The sequence below is a fragment of the Streptococcus oralis genome (genome assembly GCF_001579025.1).
In the GTDB taxonomy this organism is placed as follows: Bacteria; Bacillota; Bacilli; order Lactobacillales; family Streptococcaceae; genus Streptococcus; species Streptococcus oralis_X.
In genome coordinates this window covers 1,169,961-1,187,484 of record NZ_KQ970235.1, presented here as the reverse complement: position 1 = coordinate 1,187,484, position 17,524 = coordinate 1,169,961, and the positions used below count along the sequence as shown (strand labels likewise).

The following is a 17,524-nucleotide window of genomic DNA, read 5'->3' as shown; positions in this document are numbered from 1 at the left end:
AGAGTGAGCTCACGGACCAAGAAAAGCAGTTGGTAGTCAAAGAATTGCCACAGTTTGCTGAGAAAACAGATGATACTTACTATTTGATTTATCGTCCGACGAGACAGTTGCCTGCAACTGGTCACAGCCAACTCATTAGCTCAATTGCAGCGGGGGCAGGTATTGTACTACTGGTCGTAGCGATTAAACTGGGCAGAGATGATCGCAAGAAACTCGCTTCATTCATGCTCTTGACCAGTCTAGGAAGTCAGCTAATTGCGCCAACTTCCTTGGCTTTGACAAATCAAATGCTGGCAGACTATAATCAGGAATTGACTGTACAGGTCGGGGAAACATTGCAATCCCCACTTACGATTGAAGGCTACCAATATGTAGGCTATTTGAAGTCTCAAAAAGCAGTAAACTCTCCAGTTGATGGCAAGAAAGAGTTGAGCCATTCGGCTCCTATTGATATCCCAGTTCAAACTTCAAACGGAAGTCAAGCGCAGGAAGAGTATCGTTCTCAGAAACCAAGTGATGCTCCTGTATTTGAACAACCAGAGTTAAAGGTTGATAGTAAAGATACCAGTCGTACAGAGATTATTCCTTTCCAAGTGGAGGAAGTAGAGGCAGCTGATTTGCCGCAAGGTCAAACTGAGGTGATTCAGGCAGGGAAAAATGGTAGTCGTACCATCGTGACCCGCAGCTACATTTTAAATGGTCAGGTGATCCATACAGAGGAGGTTTCCAATCAGGTAACGACTGAGCCTACTTCTGAGATTAGAAAAGTCGGAAGCAAGGTCCTTTCTCCTACAAAACCAAGCCCAGGGGAGTCCGTTAGTGAAAAACCAACAGATGCTCCTGTAAATGAAGTTCCAAGCTTAAACATTGAAGAAAAAGATGTTACCACGACGGTAGCAGAACCCTACACTCGAGAACGAGTAGAGAGTGATAGCTTGCCAGTTGGCCAGACCAAGATAACCCAAGCTGGTCAAGATGGCGTCCGTACGATTGTGACTCGTCAGTATTTAGTAGATGGCAAAGTAGAGAGAAGTCAGGAAATCTCTAACGAAGTGACAACTCCTGCAGTATCAGAAATCGTAACAGTTGGAACAGGCCCGGTTAGCGAAAAACCAACAGACGCTCCAATAAATGAAGTTCCAAGCTTAAACGTTGAAGAAAAAGATGTTACCACAACGGTAGCAGAACCCTACACTCGAGAACGAGTAGAGAGTGATAGTTTGCCAGTTGGTCAGACCAAGATAACCCAAGCTGGTCAAGATGGCGTCCGTACAATCGTCACCCGTCAGTACATAGTCGATGGCAAAGTAGAGAGAAGTCAGGAAATCTCCAACGAAGTAACGACACCAGCGGTCTCAGAGATCGTAACGGTCGGAACACGCCCTGTTAGCGAGAAACCAACAGACGCTCCTGTAAATGAAGTTCCAAGCTTAAACGTCGAAGAAAAGGACGTTGCCACAACAGTGGCCGAACCCTATCCAACCAAGGAAGTGGAAAGTGCAGACCTGCCATTGGGGCAAAGAGAAGTTAGTCAAGCAGGTCAAGAGGGCGTGCGTACGATTGTGACTCGTCAGTATTTAGTAGATGGAAAAGTCGAAAATACAGAGGAAATCTCTAACACTATCACAAAAGAAGCAGTTCCTCAGATTATTAAAGTCGGTACAAAACCAATTTCTACAAATGCGGATCACGCTCCTGTGGAATCAGAAAAAGGAACCCTCGATCTCGAACCCTTGCACCACTTAGTGGAAGAGGCCGATAGCATCCAGAAAACGCATCAGTATTTCAATGATACCACTGCAGATCAAGAGTCTTATAAACAGGCAGTTGCAAATGCCCAAGCTCTCTTTGAGACATCTCATGCCAGTCAAGAACAGGTTGATTCTTTGAAAAAAGCCCTTGAAACTGCTAAGAACAATCTAGACGGCCAACCTGTTGATAAAAAAACTCTTGGAGTTGAATTTGACATGAAGGATGTGACTCAGTCTACAGTTGCTTACCAGTATGCTGATGAACAAACCAAACTCCGCTATCGCCGTGCTCTAGATCAGGCCAAGCTCGTTTTGGATAATCCTTTCGCCAATCAAACCTTGGTCGATCAAGTTCGGACGGATCTCGAGGCAGCTCGTCAAGCTCTGGATGGTGTCAAGAGAAAACCAATCCTCTCTCTAGTTCGTGTCGAGAAGGAAGAAGACAAACGCCAAGTTTCTCTTAGCTATCACTTGACGGATGCTACAGCTAGCTACCAATCAGCCAAAGTGCAGCTATACAAGGGCGAAACGTTGATCAAGGAAGTCGACCTTGTGGACCTCACTCAAAAATTGACACTTGATGACTTAGACTACTATACTCCTTATACCCTCAAAACTGTCATGAAATATGACCTGGGTCAAGGGGAACAAACTAGTATAGGGGATCAACGTCCAGTTCAGCTAGATTATAAGAAGGTTGAAATCAAAGACATCGACCGTATCGAACTGTACGGTAAAGATGGTAGTCACTACCGACGTTACCTATCCCTGTCAGAAGTGCCGTCTGATTTGGACAACTACTATGTCCGCATTCAGTCAGACAAGTTCAAGGATATGCTCTTACCCGTTTCTAAGATTACAGATAAGGGCAATGCCTACTCCGTAACAGTATCAGCTAATCAGCTCGTCGAGGGAGAAGGGGATCATTATCGTCCAGATTACTCTTTTGAACTGCCGAAAACGCCTCTTAGCCAAGAAGGTGTCTATACGTCCTTCAAAGCGCTCATAGAGGCCATGAAGTCAAACCCGACTGGAAACTTCAAACTAGGAGCGGATGTTTCAGCAGATGAGATTCAGTTGGAACAGTCTGCGACAAGCTATGTTCCAGAAGAATTTTCAGGTAGTCTAACTAGCCGAGTGGATGGCAAAGATTATACCATCTACAACTTGGTAAAACCACTCTTTGCAACCTTGAAAAATGCCACCATCCAGCAACTGACCTTGAAATCGGCTGCAGTTACAGGCAAGGATTCTATAGGGGCCTTGGCTAGCAATGCTCAGAATGCAACGATTACGGATGTTTCTGTAAGTGGTAGTCTATCTGGGAACAAGCATATCGGTGGATTCGTAGGAGTTGCCCAAAACACAAAACTAACCAATGTTGCCTTTAAAGGGTCCATCACCAGCACTCAGGATGGGGGACAGGAGTACAATATTGGTGGCCTGGTCGGTAATTTCCACGGCAATCAATCACTGGCGCAGAAGAGTCAGGCAGATGTATCTATCCAAGTAACGGGTCGAAATGGAGACCAGCGTGTTGGAGGATTGATCGGTCGTTTGCAGAATGGAGCTAGATTAGAAACTTCTTATGTGTCTGGTTCTATCCAAAATGGAGGTCATTCTGGCCAAGTCGGTGGAGCGATCGGATCTACTTGGAACAATGGACAGGTCAGAAATGTCTTGACCAGTGTCAAGGTTCAAAATGGTCATGCGATGACAGGAGATCCCTATCCTGAGGCTTCTGTTCGGGACTCTTATGTTCTTGAAGGAACTACAGCAAATCGAAAAGATGAGCGTTTTGTCCGTTCTATTTCAGAAGCCGATGCGCAAGCCAAACGTCAGTCCTTTGGAATCACTTCAAACTTGACGGACCAGGAGCCATTGCAGCAAGCTTACCAGCATCAAACAGACTATAGTCGAGTGAGGGGAGCCCAGGAGACCAGAAAGCAAGCCTACGAAAATGTAGAAAAACTATTACCATTCTACAACAAAGACTTCATCGTTCATACAGCCAACCAATTAGCTGAAGATGATAAACTCAACAAAGTAGCCCTGCTAGATGTGGTTCCGATGAAAGATGAGACACTGATAACAGATGTCAACAGCCATAAGGGTGAAATCAATAGACTGATGCTGCATTATGCAGATAAGACCATCGCTTATCTCGATCTGACCTACAAGGGTGATTTTGCCAATGGCCAGATTGCAGAATATAGCATTGCTGATAAGAATTTACTCTATACGCCAGAAGCCTTCCTATCTGACTACCAGTCTATTAAAGAGAGTGTCTTGGATGAACTCAAATCTGTGACCTATGGCTCGGCTGCAGTGCGTAAAGTATTAGGGATTGGTGAAACAGCTTCCTTAGATGATCTTTATCTAGAAAAAGCCTTTGAACAAACCAAGGCTGAACTAGGTCAGGAGCTCCTCAAGGTGCTTTCAGTTGACAAGTCGATTAACACCCTAGGCCCTGCCGTAGCGGATGCGATTAGCCAAAAGATTCTGCAGAACAAAGAAGCCTTCATGCTTGGTCTGACCTATCTCAACCGATGGTACAATGTCAACTATGGAACGTTCAATACCAAGGATCTTAATGCCTATAAGTTTGATTTCTTTGGCAATCAAGCGGCTTCGACACTGGATACTATCATCGCTCTCGGGAACTCTGGAATGGGCAATCTTCGAGCGCAAAACAACTTCAATGCTTACCGACAATCCCTAGCCAAGGAAAAAGGTAAAGGAGACCTCTTTGCTTACTTAGAAAGTCTGCGTGAACTCTTCTTGCCAAATAAAACCAACAGTGAGTGGTTCAAGGAAAATACCAAGGCTTATATCGTAGAAGCTCGTTCAAGTCTGCCAGAAATTCAGGCTAAGCAAGACAATGCAGATCGTAAGAGTAAGTATACAATCAAGGTCTACGACAGACTGACTCAGGGAGATTGGGGCTTCAAGCAAATGGTTCTCCAGCTTCTGACCTTACCTGAAAGAGATGTCTATATCATCAGCAATATGTCGACTATTGCCTTTGGTAGCTTTGGAGGCTACAGGAAAGAAGGTGGCAGAGTTCTCTCAGGTGAGGAACTCCATCGACACGTTGAAAAACTTGTGGATCAATCAGCTGAATGGCAACGAAACCACTATGACATGTGGTACAACATTTTAAGTCCAAACAGGAAAGACACTCTATTCAGACGGGTGATCGTTACAGACGGTTTCTTTCTTTATAATGATAAAGGCCAGCAATATTGGGCTCCGCGTAATGATAAGACCTCTGTTGCTATGTACAATTTCTTTGGCCCTGCTGGCAAGTATCACGGAGACAATGGACTAGGAGCCTTTGCCAATGGTTATGAAGTCTTCTACGTCTATGACCAGATGCTGGGAGCTTCTGGAACCATGGTCTATACCCATGAAATGACCCACAACTCGGATGGTTCTATCTATTTTGAAGGACATGGTCGTCGTGAGGGTGAAGGACCTGAGAGCTTTGCTACAGGGATGTTAGAGTCTGTAACCAATGTTAGCGAAAAAGGTCTCGTACTTAATAGCTTCTATCAAGGAGATAAAGATTCGACCACACGTTACCATACCTATGATCCTGTTGCCCGATTCTCCTCAGCAGATGCTCTTCGCGACTACATGCATGGAGTTTTTGACGTGCTAAATCTTCTGGATTATGTAGAAGGGGATATTGTTACTGGAGTTCTAACTGATCAACAGAAAATGAAATGGTACCGTAAGGCTGAAAATTATAACTTTGAAAAAACTTCTTATGGTAAACAAGCCCACGCTGATGATCGAATTGTTCCTATAACTGCCGAAGAAGCAGCCAAACTAAAATCTGTCGATGCTCTGGTTGATCATAATATCATTGGACGTCGGGACGGTTGGGATAGAGCTAGCTTTGGACGAAATGGCTACTATGTCATCAATATGTTTGCTTCCTTCTATGCAGCTCTGGACAATCCAACTGGTGCTCCTGGGGGACTTATGTTCCGCCGTAGAGCCTATGAATTGCTAGGAGACAAGGGCTACCAACAAGGATTTGTCCCATATGTATCTGGCCAATACGCTGGCCAAGCTCTCAAAGAAGGTGATAAGACCTACTCAACTTGGAACCGTGGAGATGTCGGAGTAGTTGGAGATGATCGGATCCTTAAAAACCTCTACGGTAGTCAGTATGAATCATGGAAGGATTTGAAGAAAGTCATGTTGAATGAGCGATACAACAAGGCTCAAAACTTCCTTCGCCCAATTACCATTGAGTTTGAAGCCGGAAAACTAGATAGCAAACGACAGATTACGATTTCTTCTTATGAGGAATTGCAAGATTATATGTACTTAGCAGTACTAGCGGATGCCTCAGCTAAGAACATTGATCGTGCCTTATCAGACAGCTCTAAGAGCAGTGTCGCCCAACTCAAGTATCGTATTTTCAATGCTTATCTACGTGCTACAGACGATTTCAGACAGTCTATCTTTGAAAGATAGACACAAATAAAGAAGATCCAAGTGATCTTCTTTTTTTAGGGAAACGGCTTGCTTAGTACAAAAACGAATGAATTTACAAACAAATTGATACATGATATATTTCTTGCTCGAAATGTCTGTTTAGAAATTGGAAATCATTCACCATCTAGTATACTCGTTTTGAAATTTCTTTTGTTTTTCATGAAAATATGGTAAAATGATAGCTGTAAAAATTTTTTTAAGGAGATTCAGATGAAAACAAAAGCACTTGCTCGCGTAAATGCGATTTTTGGTCTTATTTCAGGTATCGTCTTGCTGTTGGCACCTCTTGTTATGTTTATGATAGCTGTCGGAACTGCTGCGGCGACGGAAGACTCTGATGCAACAGTTGGTATATTGACGATTTTTTCAATTATTTTGTCATTGGTAAAAATTGCTGTCTTGGTTTTAGGAATTGTATCTATTGTCTATTACAAGGACGATAAGCGTGTGACGCCAGCACCGTCTGTTTTGTTTATCGTAGGTGGTTCTGTTGGCTTGATCCCATTCTTGGGCTGGGTAGGAGGAATTCTGACAATCATTGGTGGATCACTCTACTTTGGACTTTTGAAAAAATTCGAAATTCAAGAATAATGACTTTTTGTTAGGAATATTTTCAAATAAGAGAAGGCGCTTAGCCTTCTTTTTTTGTCATCAACGACGGATAAATTTTACAAGATAAATAAGCTTTGACATTCGTGAAATCTAAAGCATTTATTTGGGACAAGGACCTTTTTTTATAGTATAATGATGAATGTAAATTGCCTATATCAAAATATAATTCTAGTTATTTTCTTGATAGAGGTTGAAAAGTTGAGAGGATTTAGAATGAAAAAGTTTTTTGGAGAGAAGCAGCATCGTTTCTCCTTACGAAAATTAGCAATTGGACTTGTGTCAGCTTCGATTTCAAGCCTATTTTTTGTGTCCATTGCGAGCAGTGGAACCGTATTTGCTCAAGAAAACGTATCTGTTCACTACAAATATGTGACGGATACAGAGTTGAGTGGGCAAGAAAAGGACTTGATTGTCAAGGATATTCCTAAAATTGCGGAAGATAGTGAGAGCACTTACTATCTAGTCTACCGTATGGATGAGAAAGCCCAGCTAGGTCAGTTGCCCAATACAGGTGGGCAGAATAGCCTTATTAGCGTTTTAACAGGTGGAGCCCTAGCTTCGATTGGTCTCCTTATTTTTATTGTATCCAAAAAGAAAGGCAAAAAGAAAGCTCTCTTGAAAGTTGTCTTGATAACAGGGATGGGCAGTGGTTTGGCTTCTTCAGTTCAGGCTATCGAAAATCAACTTTTACTCCAGTATAATCAGGAATACCAATTATCCCAAGGAGATAGTCTGCCTTTGCCACGCACCCTATCGGGTTATACCTATCTAGGCTATATTAAGCAAGAGAAGGACGCTAGTCTGCAAGAAACTGCTGCTAGGGATCAGAAACTTGACTATACGGTTCAACCTCATTTCCAAGCCAACGAAGGTGGGCAAAAGGCAGGAGATGAGCAGAAAGCTACCTCTCCTACACTCCCTGCTGAAAATCAGACCCCTTCTCAAGATTTATCCAATCAAAATCCGTCTGGTCTTGCTAGTGTGGATCCTCAGGATGAAGTTTTGGCTGGTCGCGTGAACAAACCAGAACTCCTATACAAGGACCAAGAGATTGTAACCAAACTAGACTTTTCAGAAGTGGTGCAGGAAAATCCAGAACTAACAGAGGGAACCATTCGTGTCAAACAAGAAGGTCATGCTGGGAAAAAGGTCGAACTCGTTCGCATTTTCACGGTTGAAAACCAAGAAATTTCTCGTGAGATTCTGTCAACCAAGGTAGAAGAAGCCCTGCCACGTATAGTAGAGAAAGGGACTAAGAAGGCAGTTGCTCCGAGTGAAGCACCTCAGTCTGCAAAAAAAGGAGAGCCTGAGATGCAGGCTCCATTACCAGAATATACAGGCGAGCAAGCGGGAGCAATAGTAGCCCCTGAAACAGCTGAAAAAACCAGAATATACTGGCACCCAAGCTGGAGCAGTCGTTGAACCAGAGCAAGTGGCTCCGCTACCTGAATATCAGGGGACTCAAGCTGGTGCCATCGTTGAGCCGGAAAAAGTTGAGCCAGAGGTTGGGGGTGTCCAGTCAGGGGCTTTGGTGGAACCAGCAACGTCTGACAAACCAACTTATACAGGCGAGCAGTCTGGAGCAATCGTAGAACCGGAACAGGTGCCACCAACACCAGAATATACAGGAACTCAAGCGGGAGCGATTGTAGCTCCTGAAACAGCTGAAAAACCAGAGTATACAGGCACTCAATCAGGTGCCATTGTGGAACCAGAAATCCAGTCTTCCCTACCAGAATATACAGGCACTCAATCAGGAGCCGTCGTTGAACCGGAACAAGTCGCTCCTCTTCCAGAATATACTGGTAATACTGAGCAAGTAAAACCGGAAGCTCCGACAGAAAAACCAAAAGAAAAAGATCCAGAAAAAACACTTGAATTAAGAAATGTTTCGGATCTGGAGTTGTATAGTCAGACCAATGGTACTTATAAACAACACGTTTCTTTAGACGGTGTCCCAAGTAATCCAGACACTTACTTTGTCAAGGTTAAATCTTCGACGTTTAAAGATGTCTATCTACCAGTCGCTTCAATAACGGCTGAAACGAAAGATGGGCAGCCAGTTTATAAAATCACAGCCAAGGCTGAGAAACTCCAGCAAGAGCTAGAAAATAAATATGTTGATAATTTCACCTTCTACCTAGCTAAGAAGGCTAGAGAGGAAACGACAACCTTTACTTCCTTTAGCAACCTAGTCAAAGCTATCAACCAGAATCTCTCTGGAACCTATCATTTAGTAGCTAGTTTGAATGCCAACGAAGTGGAGTTGGAGCCTGAAGCTAAATCCTACATCAAGGGCATCTTTACTGGTCAGTTGATCGGTGAAAAAGATGGCAAGCAGTATGCTATTTACAACTTGAAAAAACCACTGTTTGAAACTTTGAATGGCGCCACAGTAGAAAAATTGAGTCTGAAAAATGTCACCATTTCTGGGAAGGATGATATCGGTTCACTGGCCTATGAAGCTCAGAATGGCACAAAGATTCAGCAAGTTCATATCGATGGTGTTCTGGCTGGTGAACGTGGTATCGGTGGTTTGCTGGCTAAGGCGGATCAATCAAGAATCACAGAGAGCAGTTTCAAGGGAAGAATTATCAACACGTATGAGACGACTGCTGCCTATAATATCGGTGGTCTGGTCGGTCATTTGACAGGAAACAGGGCTTTACTTACGAAGTCAAAAGCGACAGTAGCCATTTCATCCAACACAAATAGTTCAGATCAGACTGTGGGGGGGCTTGCAGGTCTAGTAGATCAGGATGCACAGATCCAAGATAGTTATGCTGAAGGCGATATCAACAATGCCAAGCACTTTGGTAGAGTCGCGGGAGTAGCAGGCTATTTGTGGGATCGAAAAACTAATGAGGAACAGCATGCTGGAAGATTGACCAATGTTCTCAGTGATGTCAATGTAACCAACGGAAATGCCATTACTGGTTACCACTACAATGGAATGAAGGTGAAGGACACATTCAGCAGCAAGGCCAACAGAGTCTACAATGTCACCTTGGTCAAGGATGAGGTCGTCAGCAAGGAATCCTTTGAAGAAAGAGGGACAATGCTAGATGCTTCCCAAATCGAAAGCAAAAAAGTAGCCATCAATCCTCTCACTCTACCAATAGTGGAGCCCCTCTCAACAAGTAGCAAGAAAGACAGTGATTTTTCTAAGGTAGCCCATTATCAAGCTAAGCGCGCCTTGGCTTATAAGAACATTGAAAAATTGCTACCTTTCTACAACAAGGCAACCATCGTCAAATACGGAAATCTGGTCAATGAGAACAGTCTTTTGTATCAAAAAGAAGTCTTGTCAGCAGTTATGATGAAGGATAACCAAGTCATCACAGACATTGTTTCAAACAAACAGACTGCAAACAAACTCTTGCTACACTACAAGGACCATTCATCTGAGAAGCTCGATTTCAAGTACCAGAATGATTTCGCCAAATTAGCGGAATATAGTCTAGGAGATACTGGACTTCTCTATACGCCAAATCAATTCCTGTATGACCAATCTTCTATCATCAAGCAAGTCTTACCAGACTTACAAAAGGTTGACTATCATTCAGAAGCCATCAGAAAGACACTCGGTATTTCTCCAAACGTCAAGCAGACTGAGCTCTATCTAGAAGACCAGTTCGCCAAAACAAAACAACATCTGGAGGACAGTTTGAAGAAACTCTTGTCAGCGGATGCAGGACTTGCTGGTGATAACTCAGTTACCAAGGGCTATCTTGTAGATAAAATCAAGCGCAACAAAGAAGCCTTGCTACTTGGCTTGACCTATCTAGAACGTTGGTATAACTTCAGTTATGGTCAGGTAAACGTCAAAGACCTGGTTCTGTACCATCTGGACTTCTTTGGTAAGGGAAATGCTTCACCACTAGATGCCCTGATTGAGTTGGGTAAATCTGGCTTTAACAACCTTCTAGCTAAGAACAACGTTGATACTTATTCTATTAGTCTAGCTAGCCATCATGGAACAACAGATTTATTTAGCACGCTAGAACATTACCGAAAAGTCTTTTTACCAAATACAAGTAACAATGACTGGTTTAAATCAGAGACCAAGGCTTACATCGTCGAAGAAAAATCCACTATCGAAGAGGTGAAAGCGAAACAAGGACAAGCTGGCACCAAGTATTCTATAGGTGTCTATGACCGCATTACTAGTGTCACATGGAAATACCGCAATATGGTCTTGCCTCTCCTAACCTTGCCAGAGAGATCGGTATTTGCCATCTCAACCATGTCTAGTCTAGGATTTGGAGCCTATGATCGCTACCGCAATAGTGAGCATAAAGCTGGCAAGAATCTCAATGATTTTGTTGAAGAAAATGCGCGTGAAACAGCCAAACGCCAGCGAGATCACTACGATTATTGGTATCGTATTTTAGATGAACAGTCACGTGAAAAACTCTATCGTACCATCCTCCTTTATGATGCTTATAAGTTTGGGGATGACACAACCTCTGGAAAAGCTACAGTGGAGGCTAAGTTTGATAGCACCAATCCAGCTATGAAGAACTTCTTTGGCCCAGTTGGCAATAAGGTAGTACACAACCAGCATGGAGCCTACGCTACAGGTGATGGCGTCTACTATATGTCTTACCGTATGCTGGACAAGGATGGAGCCATTACTTATACCCATGAAATGACCCATGATTCCGATCAGGATATCTACCTTGGCGGCTATGGTCGAAGAAGTGGCTTGGGACCAGAGTTCTTTGCAAAAGGTTTATTGCAAGCCCCTGACCAACCAAGTGACGCAACCATTACCATCAATTCTATCTTGAGACACTCAAAATCAGATAGTACAGAGGGCTCCCGTTTGCAAGTCTTGGATCCGACAGAGAGATTCCAAAACGCAACAGATCTTCAGAACTATGTCCATAATATGTTTGACCTTATCTACATGCTGGAATACCTTGAAGGACAATCAATCGTTAATAAACTGAATGTTTACCAGAAAATGGCGGCTCTCAGAAAGATTGAGAACAAGTATGTAAAAGATCCAGCAGATGGAAATGAGGTTTACGCCACTAACGTAGTCAAAGAATTGACAGAAGAAGAGGCAAAGAAACTAACCAACTTTGAAAGTTTGATTGACCATAACATCTTGTCATCTCGTGAGTACCAATCTGGCGACTATGAACGAAATGGATACTATACGATTAAACTCTTTGCCCCAATCTATTCAGCTCTCAGCAGTGAGAAAGGCACGCCAGGGGACCTTATGGGACGTCGGATCGCTTACGAACTTTTGGCTGCCAAAGGCTTTAAGGATGGAATGGTACCTTATATCTCAAACCAATACGAAGAAGTTGCCAAACAAAAAGGTCAAACTATCAATCTCTATGGTAAAGAACGAGGATTGGTGACCGATAAACTTGTATTGGACAAGGTATTTGAAGGCAAGTATGCATCTTGGGCTGCCTTTAAGAAAGCCATGTACAAAGAACGTGTGGATCAGTTTAAAAACTTGAAACAAGTGACCTTTAAAGATCCGACAAAACCATGGCCAAACTATACGACAGAGACCATCAATCAAGTGAGTGAATTGCAAGCCCTCATGGATCAAGCTGTTCTCAAGGATGCTGTAAGTCCTCGTTGGAGCAACTATAATCCAGAGTATGATAGTGCCGTTCATAAGTTGAAGAGAGCAATCTTTAAGGCCTATCTTGACCAAACAAACGACTTCAGAACCTCTATTTTTAAGAAATAAGGGGTAGAAAATGAAAAGGGAGGATCGACAGATCTTCTCTTTTTATGTCCGGCTGTCTGAAAGCTGGTAGGCGATTTGTTTGTGACGGAGAAGGTCTTTTGTTTCTAGAGCAAATATGGTAGAATGATAGCTACGAGAGAAGGAGGTTTTTATGGAGAGAGATAGATTGGTTCGACTCAATTGGAGACTGGGCATGCTGGCAGGTATAACCTTGCTTTTGGGACCTGTCCTACGATTTTTGCTATCCTATACTGGGGCCATCATCTATAAAGAACCTTCAAAAATGCTGGTTGTCACGGTTGCCTTTTCCCTGCTCCTGACATTTTTTAAGATTTTGATAATTGCATTAGGAACCTTTATGCTAATCTATTTCGAAGAAGATCAACAACTTCGAAAGCTGCCTTCTATTTTATTTATCATTGGTGGCGTGCTGGGATTTCTTTCAGCGACCGAGTGGATAGGAGGATTTCTAATCATTAAAGGTGCTGTTACTTTTTCTAAATTTTTAAAAGAAGTCCGTGGCCTTGTCTGATAGTCTAGTGAAACAACCCGTTTGAGGGTTGTTTTTTATTTAAAGAATTATCTGGCGAAAGAATATGTTAGCAAAATGCTTTTTTTATAAGAAAACATGATGTAATACAACTTGAAAAAATAAAAGGAGAATATTATGAAACAATCTTTCATTACATCGTATTTAACATTCTATTTAAAAGCTTCCATTACTTTAGAGGGAGTCTTTATAAAAACTTCTAACCCTAATACTATTTTAAAAGTTATTCCACTGGGTTCTCAAAATAAAACAATTCCTGTTGATCATGTTGCAAGTGTAGATAGTTCATTTCGTCTTGATTTCAAATCATTTGCTTGGGGTATAATTTTCGCTCTTATTGGCCTTTCAATGATGCAAAATTCATTTATCGGAGGATTGATATTAGCGGCTTATGATGTATTAACAGTGCTAAGCGCTTTTCAGACTCTACTAGTTTTGCATCTTACTTCTGGTGGAACACATGTTGTCAGTGTGGTAGTATTTGAAAAAGCTAATCTTGAAAATTGCAAAGAAACAATTGAAGGTCTAATTCATAATCGTTACAATGATACTAATGTAACTAAGAATACTGATCGTATAGTTGATGCTTTAAATAACAAATAATTGCAATCGTTTCTTGATTGAATATCGCGAATTAATAATAACTAGATGAGAGGACACTGTTCTCTCTTTTTAGTTGATTTTAACTAGCTTTTTTGTGAAAAATTGTGTAAAATAGAATAGATAAACGAGGGCAACCTCGAAAAATTAAAGGAGAATCCATCTAATGGTAAAATTGGTTTTTGCTCGCCACGGTGAGTCTGAATGGAACAAAGCTAACCTTTTCACTGGTTGGGCTGATGTTGATTTGTCTGAAAAAGGAACACAACAAGCGATTGACGCTGGTAAATTGATCAAAGAAGCTGGTATCGAATTTGACCAAGCTTACACTTCAGTATTGAAACGTGCGATCAAAACAACAAACTTGGCTCTTGAAGCTTCTGACCAATTGTGGGTTCCAGTTGAAAAATCATGGCGCTTGAACGAACGTCACTACGGTGGTTTGACTGGTAAAAACAAAGCTGAAGCTGCTGAACAATTTGGTGATGAGCAAGTTCACATCTGGCGTCGTTCATACGATGTATTGCCTCCAAACATGGATCGTGATGATGAGCATTCAGCACACACTGACCGTCGTTACGCTTCACTTGACGACTCAGTTATCCCAGATGCTGAAAACTTGAAAGTGACTTTGGAACGTGCCCTTCCATTCTGGGAAGACAAAATCGCTCCAGCACTTAAAGATGGTAAAAACGTATTCGTAGGAGCTCACGGTAACTCAATCCGTGCCCTTGTAAAACACATCAAACGCTTGTCTGATGACGAAATCATGGACGTGGAAATCCCTAACTTCCCGCCATTGGTATTCGAATTTGACGAAAAATTGAATGTAGTTTCTGAATACTACCTTGGAAAATAATTTATAAACAGAAAGCCTAGGATTCCTAGGTTTTTTGTTTTTGCTTCTAGTTCTCAACTAGTTGAAAAAGCCTTATAATGATAGTAAAGAGTGACTTAATTGTAAGAAAAGTGGATATGCTTGAAGCTCTGAAATCAGTAGAGTAATTCACGGTTTTAAACAGTAAATCAGTTGACAAAGTCCCTGCTTCTTGGTAGAATAAGAACTGTCGTAAAGACAAATAACTTCTTCTTGGTTGCAGGCATGCCAACCTGTCACTCGGATGAAGCCAAATAAAAAGGAGAAACATCATGGCAATCTCAAAAGAGAAAAAAAATGAAATCATCGCACAATATGCACGTCACGAAGGTGATACAGGTTCAGTAGAGGTTCAAGTTGCTGTCCTTACTTGGGAAATCAACCACCTTAACGAACACATCAAACAACACAAAAAAGACCACGCTACTTACCGTGGATTGATGAAGAAAATCGGTCGCCGTCGTAACTTGCTTGCATACTTGCGTAAAAACGATGTTAACCGTTACCGTGAGTTAATCAACTCTCTTGGACTTCGTCGCTAATCTTGCGTCTAAAACGTTTCTATACTTCGTTGGCTTCAGCTCGATGTACCATTAGTACAATCTTCGCCTCGTCGCCTAGTCTATAAACGTTTTATCCAGCAAGACTTGAGCTCTCTGATATTCAGAGAGCTTTTTTTACTTTTGTCACCCTACCTCGATATACTAAAGTATTATCTTCGGTTACGGTTCCTAGCACTGTAAGGTAAAATAAACCAGATCATCTCCCTTCGGGGAGATTTTTTGTTTCACTAAAATTTTTATACAATCTTCGGCTCATCGCCTAGTCTATAAACGGTTTATCCGGCAAGAATCATGATGCTAAGGGCGTTAAAAATCCGTATGAAAATAGGGAAAGGAAACAGTGTTCGATGAACACAAGGAGTTTCATCTTTTTCACTAGGATTTTAGCCCGAGCTCAAAATGGCTCTCTGACTTTAGAGGGCTTTTTCTATATACGTCTCTGTCCTTGTCCATCTAATAGAAATATGATATACTTTTTATGAGAATTTTCTAAATTTTTAATATTCTATCAAAGGAGGTTTTCATGCTTTCCAAATTTTCTGGAAGCCGACAAGATTTGCAATTTGTGTTGTTTTTGGGTATTTTGCTAAGTGTTTTAGGAATTTCACTTTTTCTAGCTGTTTCTATGGGGTCCGTAGCGATTGATTTAGGAGATACCTATCGAATCATTTTGAGCAGATTGGGTTTTCCTCTTGAGATAGGAGAGGTTTCCAAGTCCACTCTTGCCATTGTATGGAACATGAGATTCCCCCGAGTATTGTTAGGTCTGATAGTAGGGGCTGGTCTTTCTATGTGTGGTAGCGTGATGCAGTCTACAGTGAACAATCCCATAGCAGAGCCTTATGTCTTAGGAATTTCTGCGGGTGCAACTCTAGGGGCAACCTTGAGCATCATTCTTGGTTTAAAAGTGGTGATTAGCCTTGGAGCTTTTCTTGGAGCTATTTTGGCAACCATTGCTGTCCTCATCATTGCCTCTATGCAGGGAAGGATGACGACTTCTAGTCTGATCTTATCAGGAACGGTGGTCAATGCTCTCTTTCTGGCATTTTCCAATTTTATTATCTCAGTCGGCGCTAATGCGGACAGTGTGATGACCATTAAGTTTTGGACCATGGGTTCGCTTGCTGGAACTACTTGGTCTGACTTAGTCCTGCCAACTATAGTAGTAGGATTGGCCTTTCTATTTTTCTCTACCCAGTATCGTGTTTTTAATGCGATGATGATGGGAGATGAGGCTGCTTTAACTTTGGGGATTCCCTTACGCTTCTATTGGTATCTTTATGTGACCATGGTGGCTGTGCTGACAGCTGTCTTAGTGGCAACCTGTGGGATTATTGGATTTGTTGGTCTGATTACTCCCCATTTAGCTCGAGGGTTAGTAGGAACGAATTACAGGAGGCTTTTTCCCGTTGCGACCTTACTGGGTGCCCTCTTTGTGGTCTGGGCAGATGTACTCTCTCGTGTCATCATTCCAAATGCTGAGCTGCCGATTGGTATTTTCACAGCCTTAGTAGGTGCTCCCTTCTTTATCTACATTGTTGGAGGTAGGCGAAGGGAGGTGAGGGCCTGATATGGACTTGATTTGTCAGGATGTCCACTTTGGACTAGGAGAGAAAAAAATCCTCAAAGGAGTTTCTCTTAAGGTTGAGGGGCATCAATTCCACACGATATTAGGGCCAAATGGAAGTGGAAAAACCAGTCTGCTTAAACTCCTCTATCGTCAGGAAAGGGCGGACAAAGGTTTGATAAGCCTAGATGGAAAGCTGCTGGAGCATTGGTCACTCAAAGAAACGGCCAAGCAAATGGCAGTTGTCACCCAGTTTAATCAATTGCAGTTTGATTGTACAGTTGAGGAAATCGTCTTGCTGGGAAGAACTCCCCACCTCTCTTTTCTACAGAAGGAAAAGGAAAGGGATTATGCCCTCGTTCAAGATGCTCTCGTCAAGGTGGATATGCTTGAGAAGAAAACTCGTCTCTATTCGTCTCTGTCAGGTGGAGAAAAGCAGCGAGTCTTATTAGCACGCGCCTTGGCGCAAGAACCGACTCTCTTGCTCCTAGATGAACCTACCAATCACCTGGATATCAAGTATCAGCTAGACTTGTTGGCCATTGTGAAGAATCTCAAGGTCAATGTTCTAGCTGTCCTACATGACATTCAACTTGCTTGTCGCTATTCGGATTATCTCTATCTGATGAAAGAGGGAGAAATCCTTTACCAAGGAACTCCAAAGGAGACCATCACCCCTGAGTCATTGCAAACTGTATATGGAGTTCAAAGTCAGGTGACTTGGACCGAGGATCAGCAAGCTATGATTCACTATTTATAAGAATGAAAAG

The 17,524-nt window shown here is 42.3% G+C and carries 8 protein-coding genes and 1 pseudogene; all 9 read left to right on the top strand.

Annotation, left to right across the window (positions count from 1 at the left end; all coding sequences use genetic code 11):
• The coding region (locus tag SORDD27_RS05675; RefSeq protein ID WP_061427854.1) for a ZmpA/ZmpB/ZmpC family metallo-endopeptidase at positions 1-6,242 on the top strand (6,242 nt) is incomplete at its 5' end.
• 231 nt (positions 6,243-6,473) lie between these two features.
• Entirely contained in the window at positions 6,474-6,854 is a 381-nt protein-coding gene (locus SORDD27_RS05670) for a hypothetical protein (protein WP_061427853.1), read from the top strand.
• A 234-nt stretch (positions 6,855-7,088) separates the two neighbouring features.
• A pseudogene (locus tag SORDD27_RS05665) lies at positions 7,089-12,597 on the top strand (ZmpA/ZmpB/ZmpC family metallo-endopeptidase).
• 151 nt (positions 12,598-12,748) lie between these two features.
• Positions 12,749-13,129: a hypothetical protein gene (locus tag SORDD27_RS05660; protein WP_061427850.1), complete on the top strand. Its 381-nt coding sequence runs from the start codon at positions 12,749-12,751 to the stop codon at positions 13,127-13,129.
• A gap of 135 nt (positions 13,130-13,264) precedes the next feature.
• Positions 13,265-13,750, top strand: a complete 486-nt coding sequence (locus SORDD27_RS05655; RefSeq protein WP_061427848.1) for a hypothetical protein — start codon at positions 13,265-13,267, stop codon at positions 13,748-13,750.
• Positions 13,751-13,913: 163 nt separating this feature from the next.
• Positions 13,914-14,606, top strand: a complete 693-nt coding sequence (locus SORDD27_RS05650) for a phosphoglycerate mutase (RefSeq protein WP_000240130.1) — start codon at positions 13,914-13,916, stop codon at positions 14,604-14,606.
• 290 nt (positions 14,607-14,896) lie between these two features.
• Entirely contained in the window at positions 14,897-15,166 is a 270-nt protein-coding gene (rpsO, locus tag SORDD27_RS05645) for a 30S ribosomal protein S15 (protein ID WP_001018251.1), read from the top strand.
• Positions 15,167-15,710: 544 nt separating this feature from the next.
• The gene (locus SORDD27_RS05640; RefSeq protein ID WP_061427846.1) at positions 15,711-16,757 is read left to right on the top strand and encodes a FecCD family ABC transporter permease; all 1,047 of its coding nucleotides are present in this window, start codon (positions 15,711-15,713) and stop codon (positions 16,755-16,757) included.
• Between the two features lies 1 nt (position 16,758).
• Complete coding sequence (locus tag SORDD27_RS05635) at positions 16,759-17,514, top strand: ABC transporter ATP-binding protein (RefSeq protein ID WP_061427844.1); 756 nt, start codon at positions 16,759-16,761, stop codon at positions 17,512-17,514.
• Positions 17,515-17,524 lie beyond the last annotated feature (10 nt).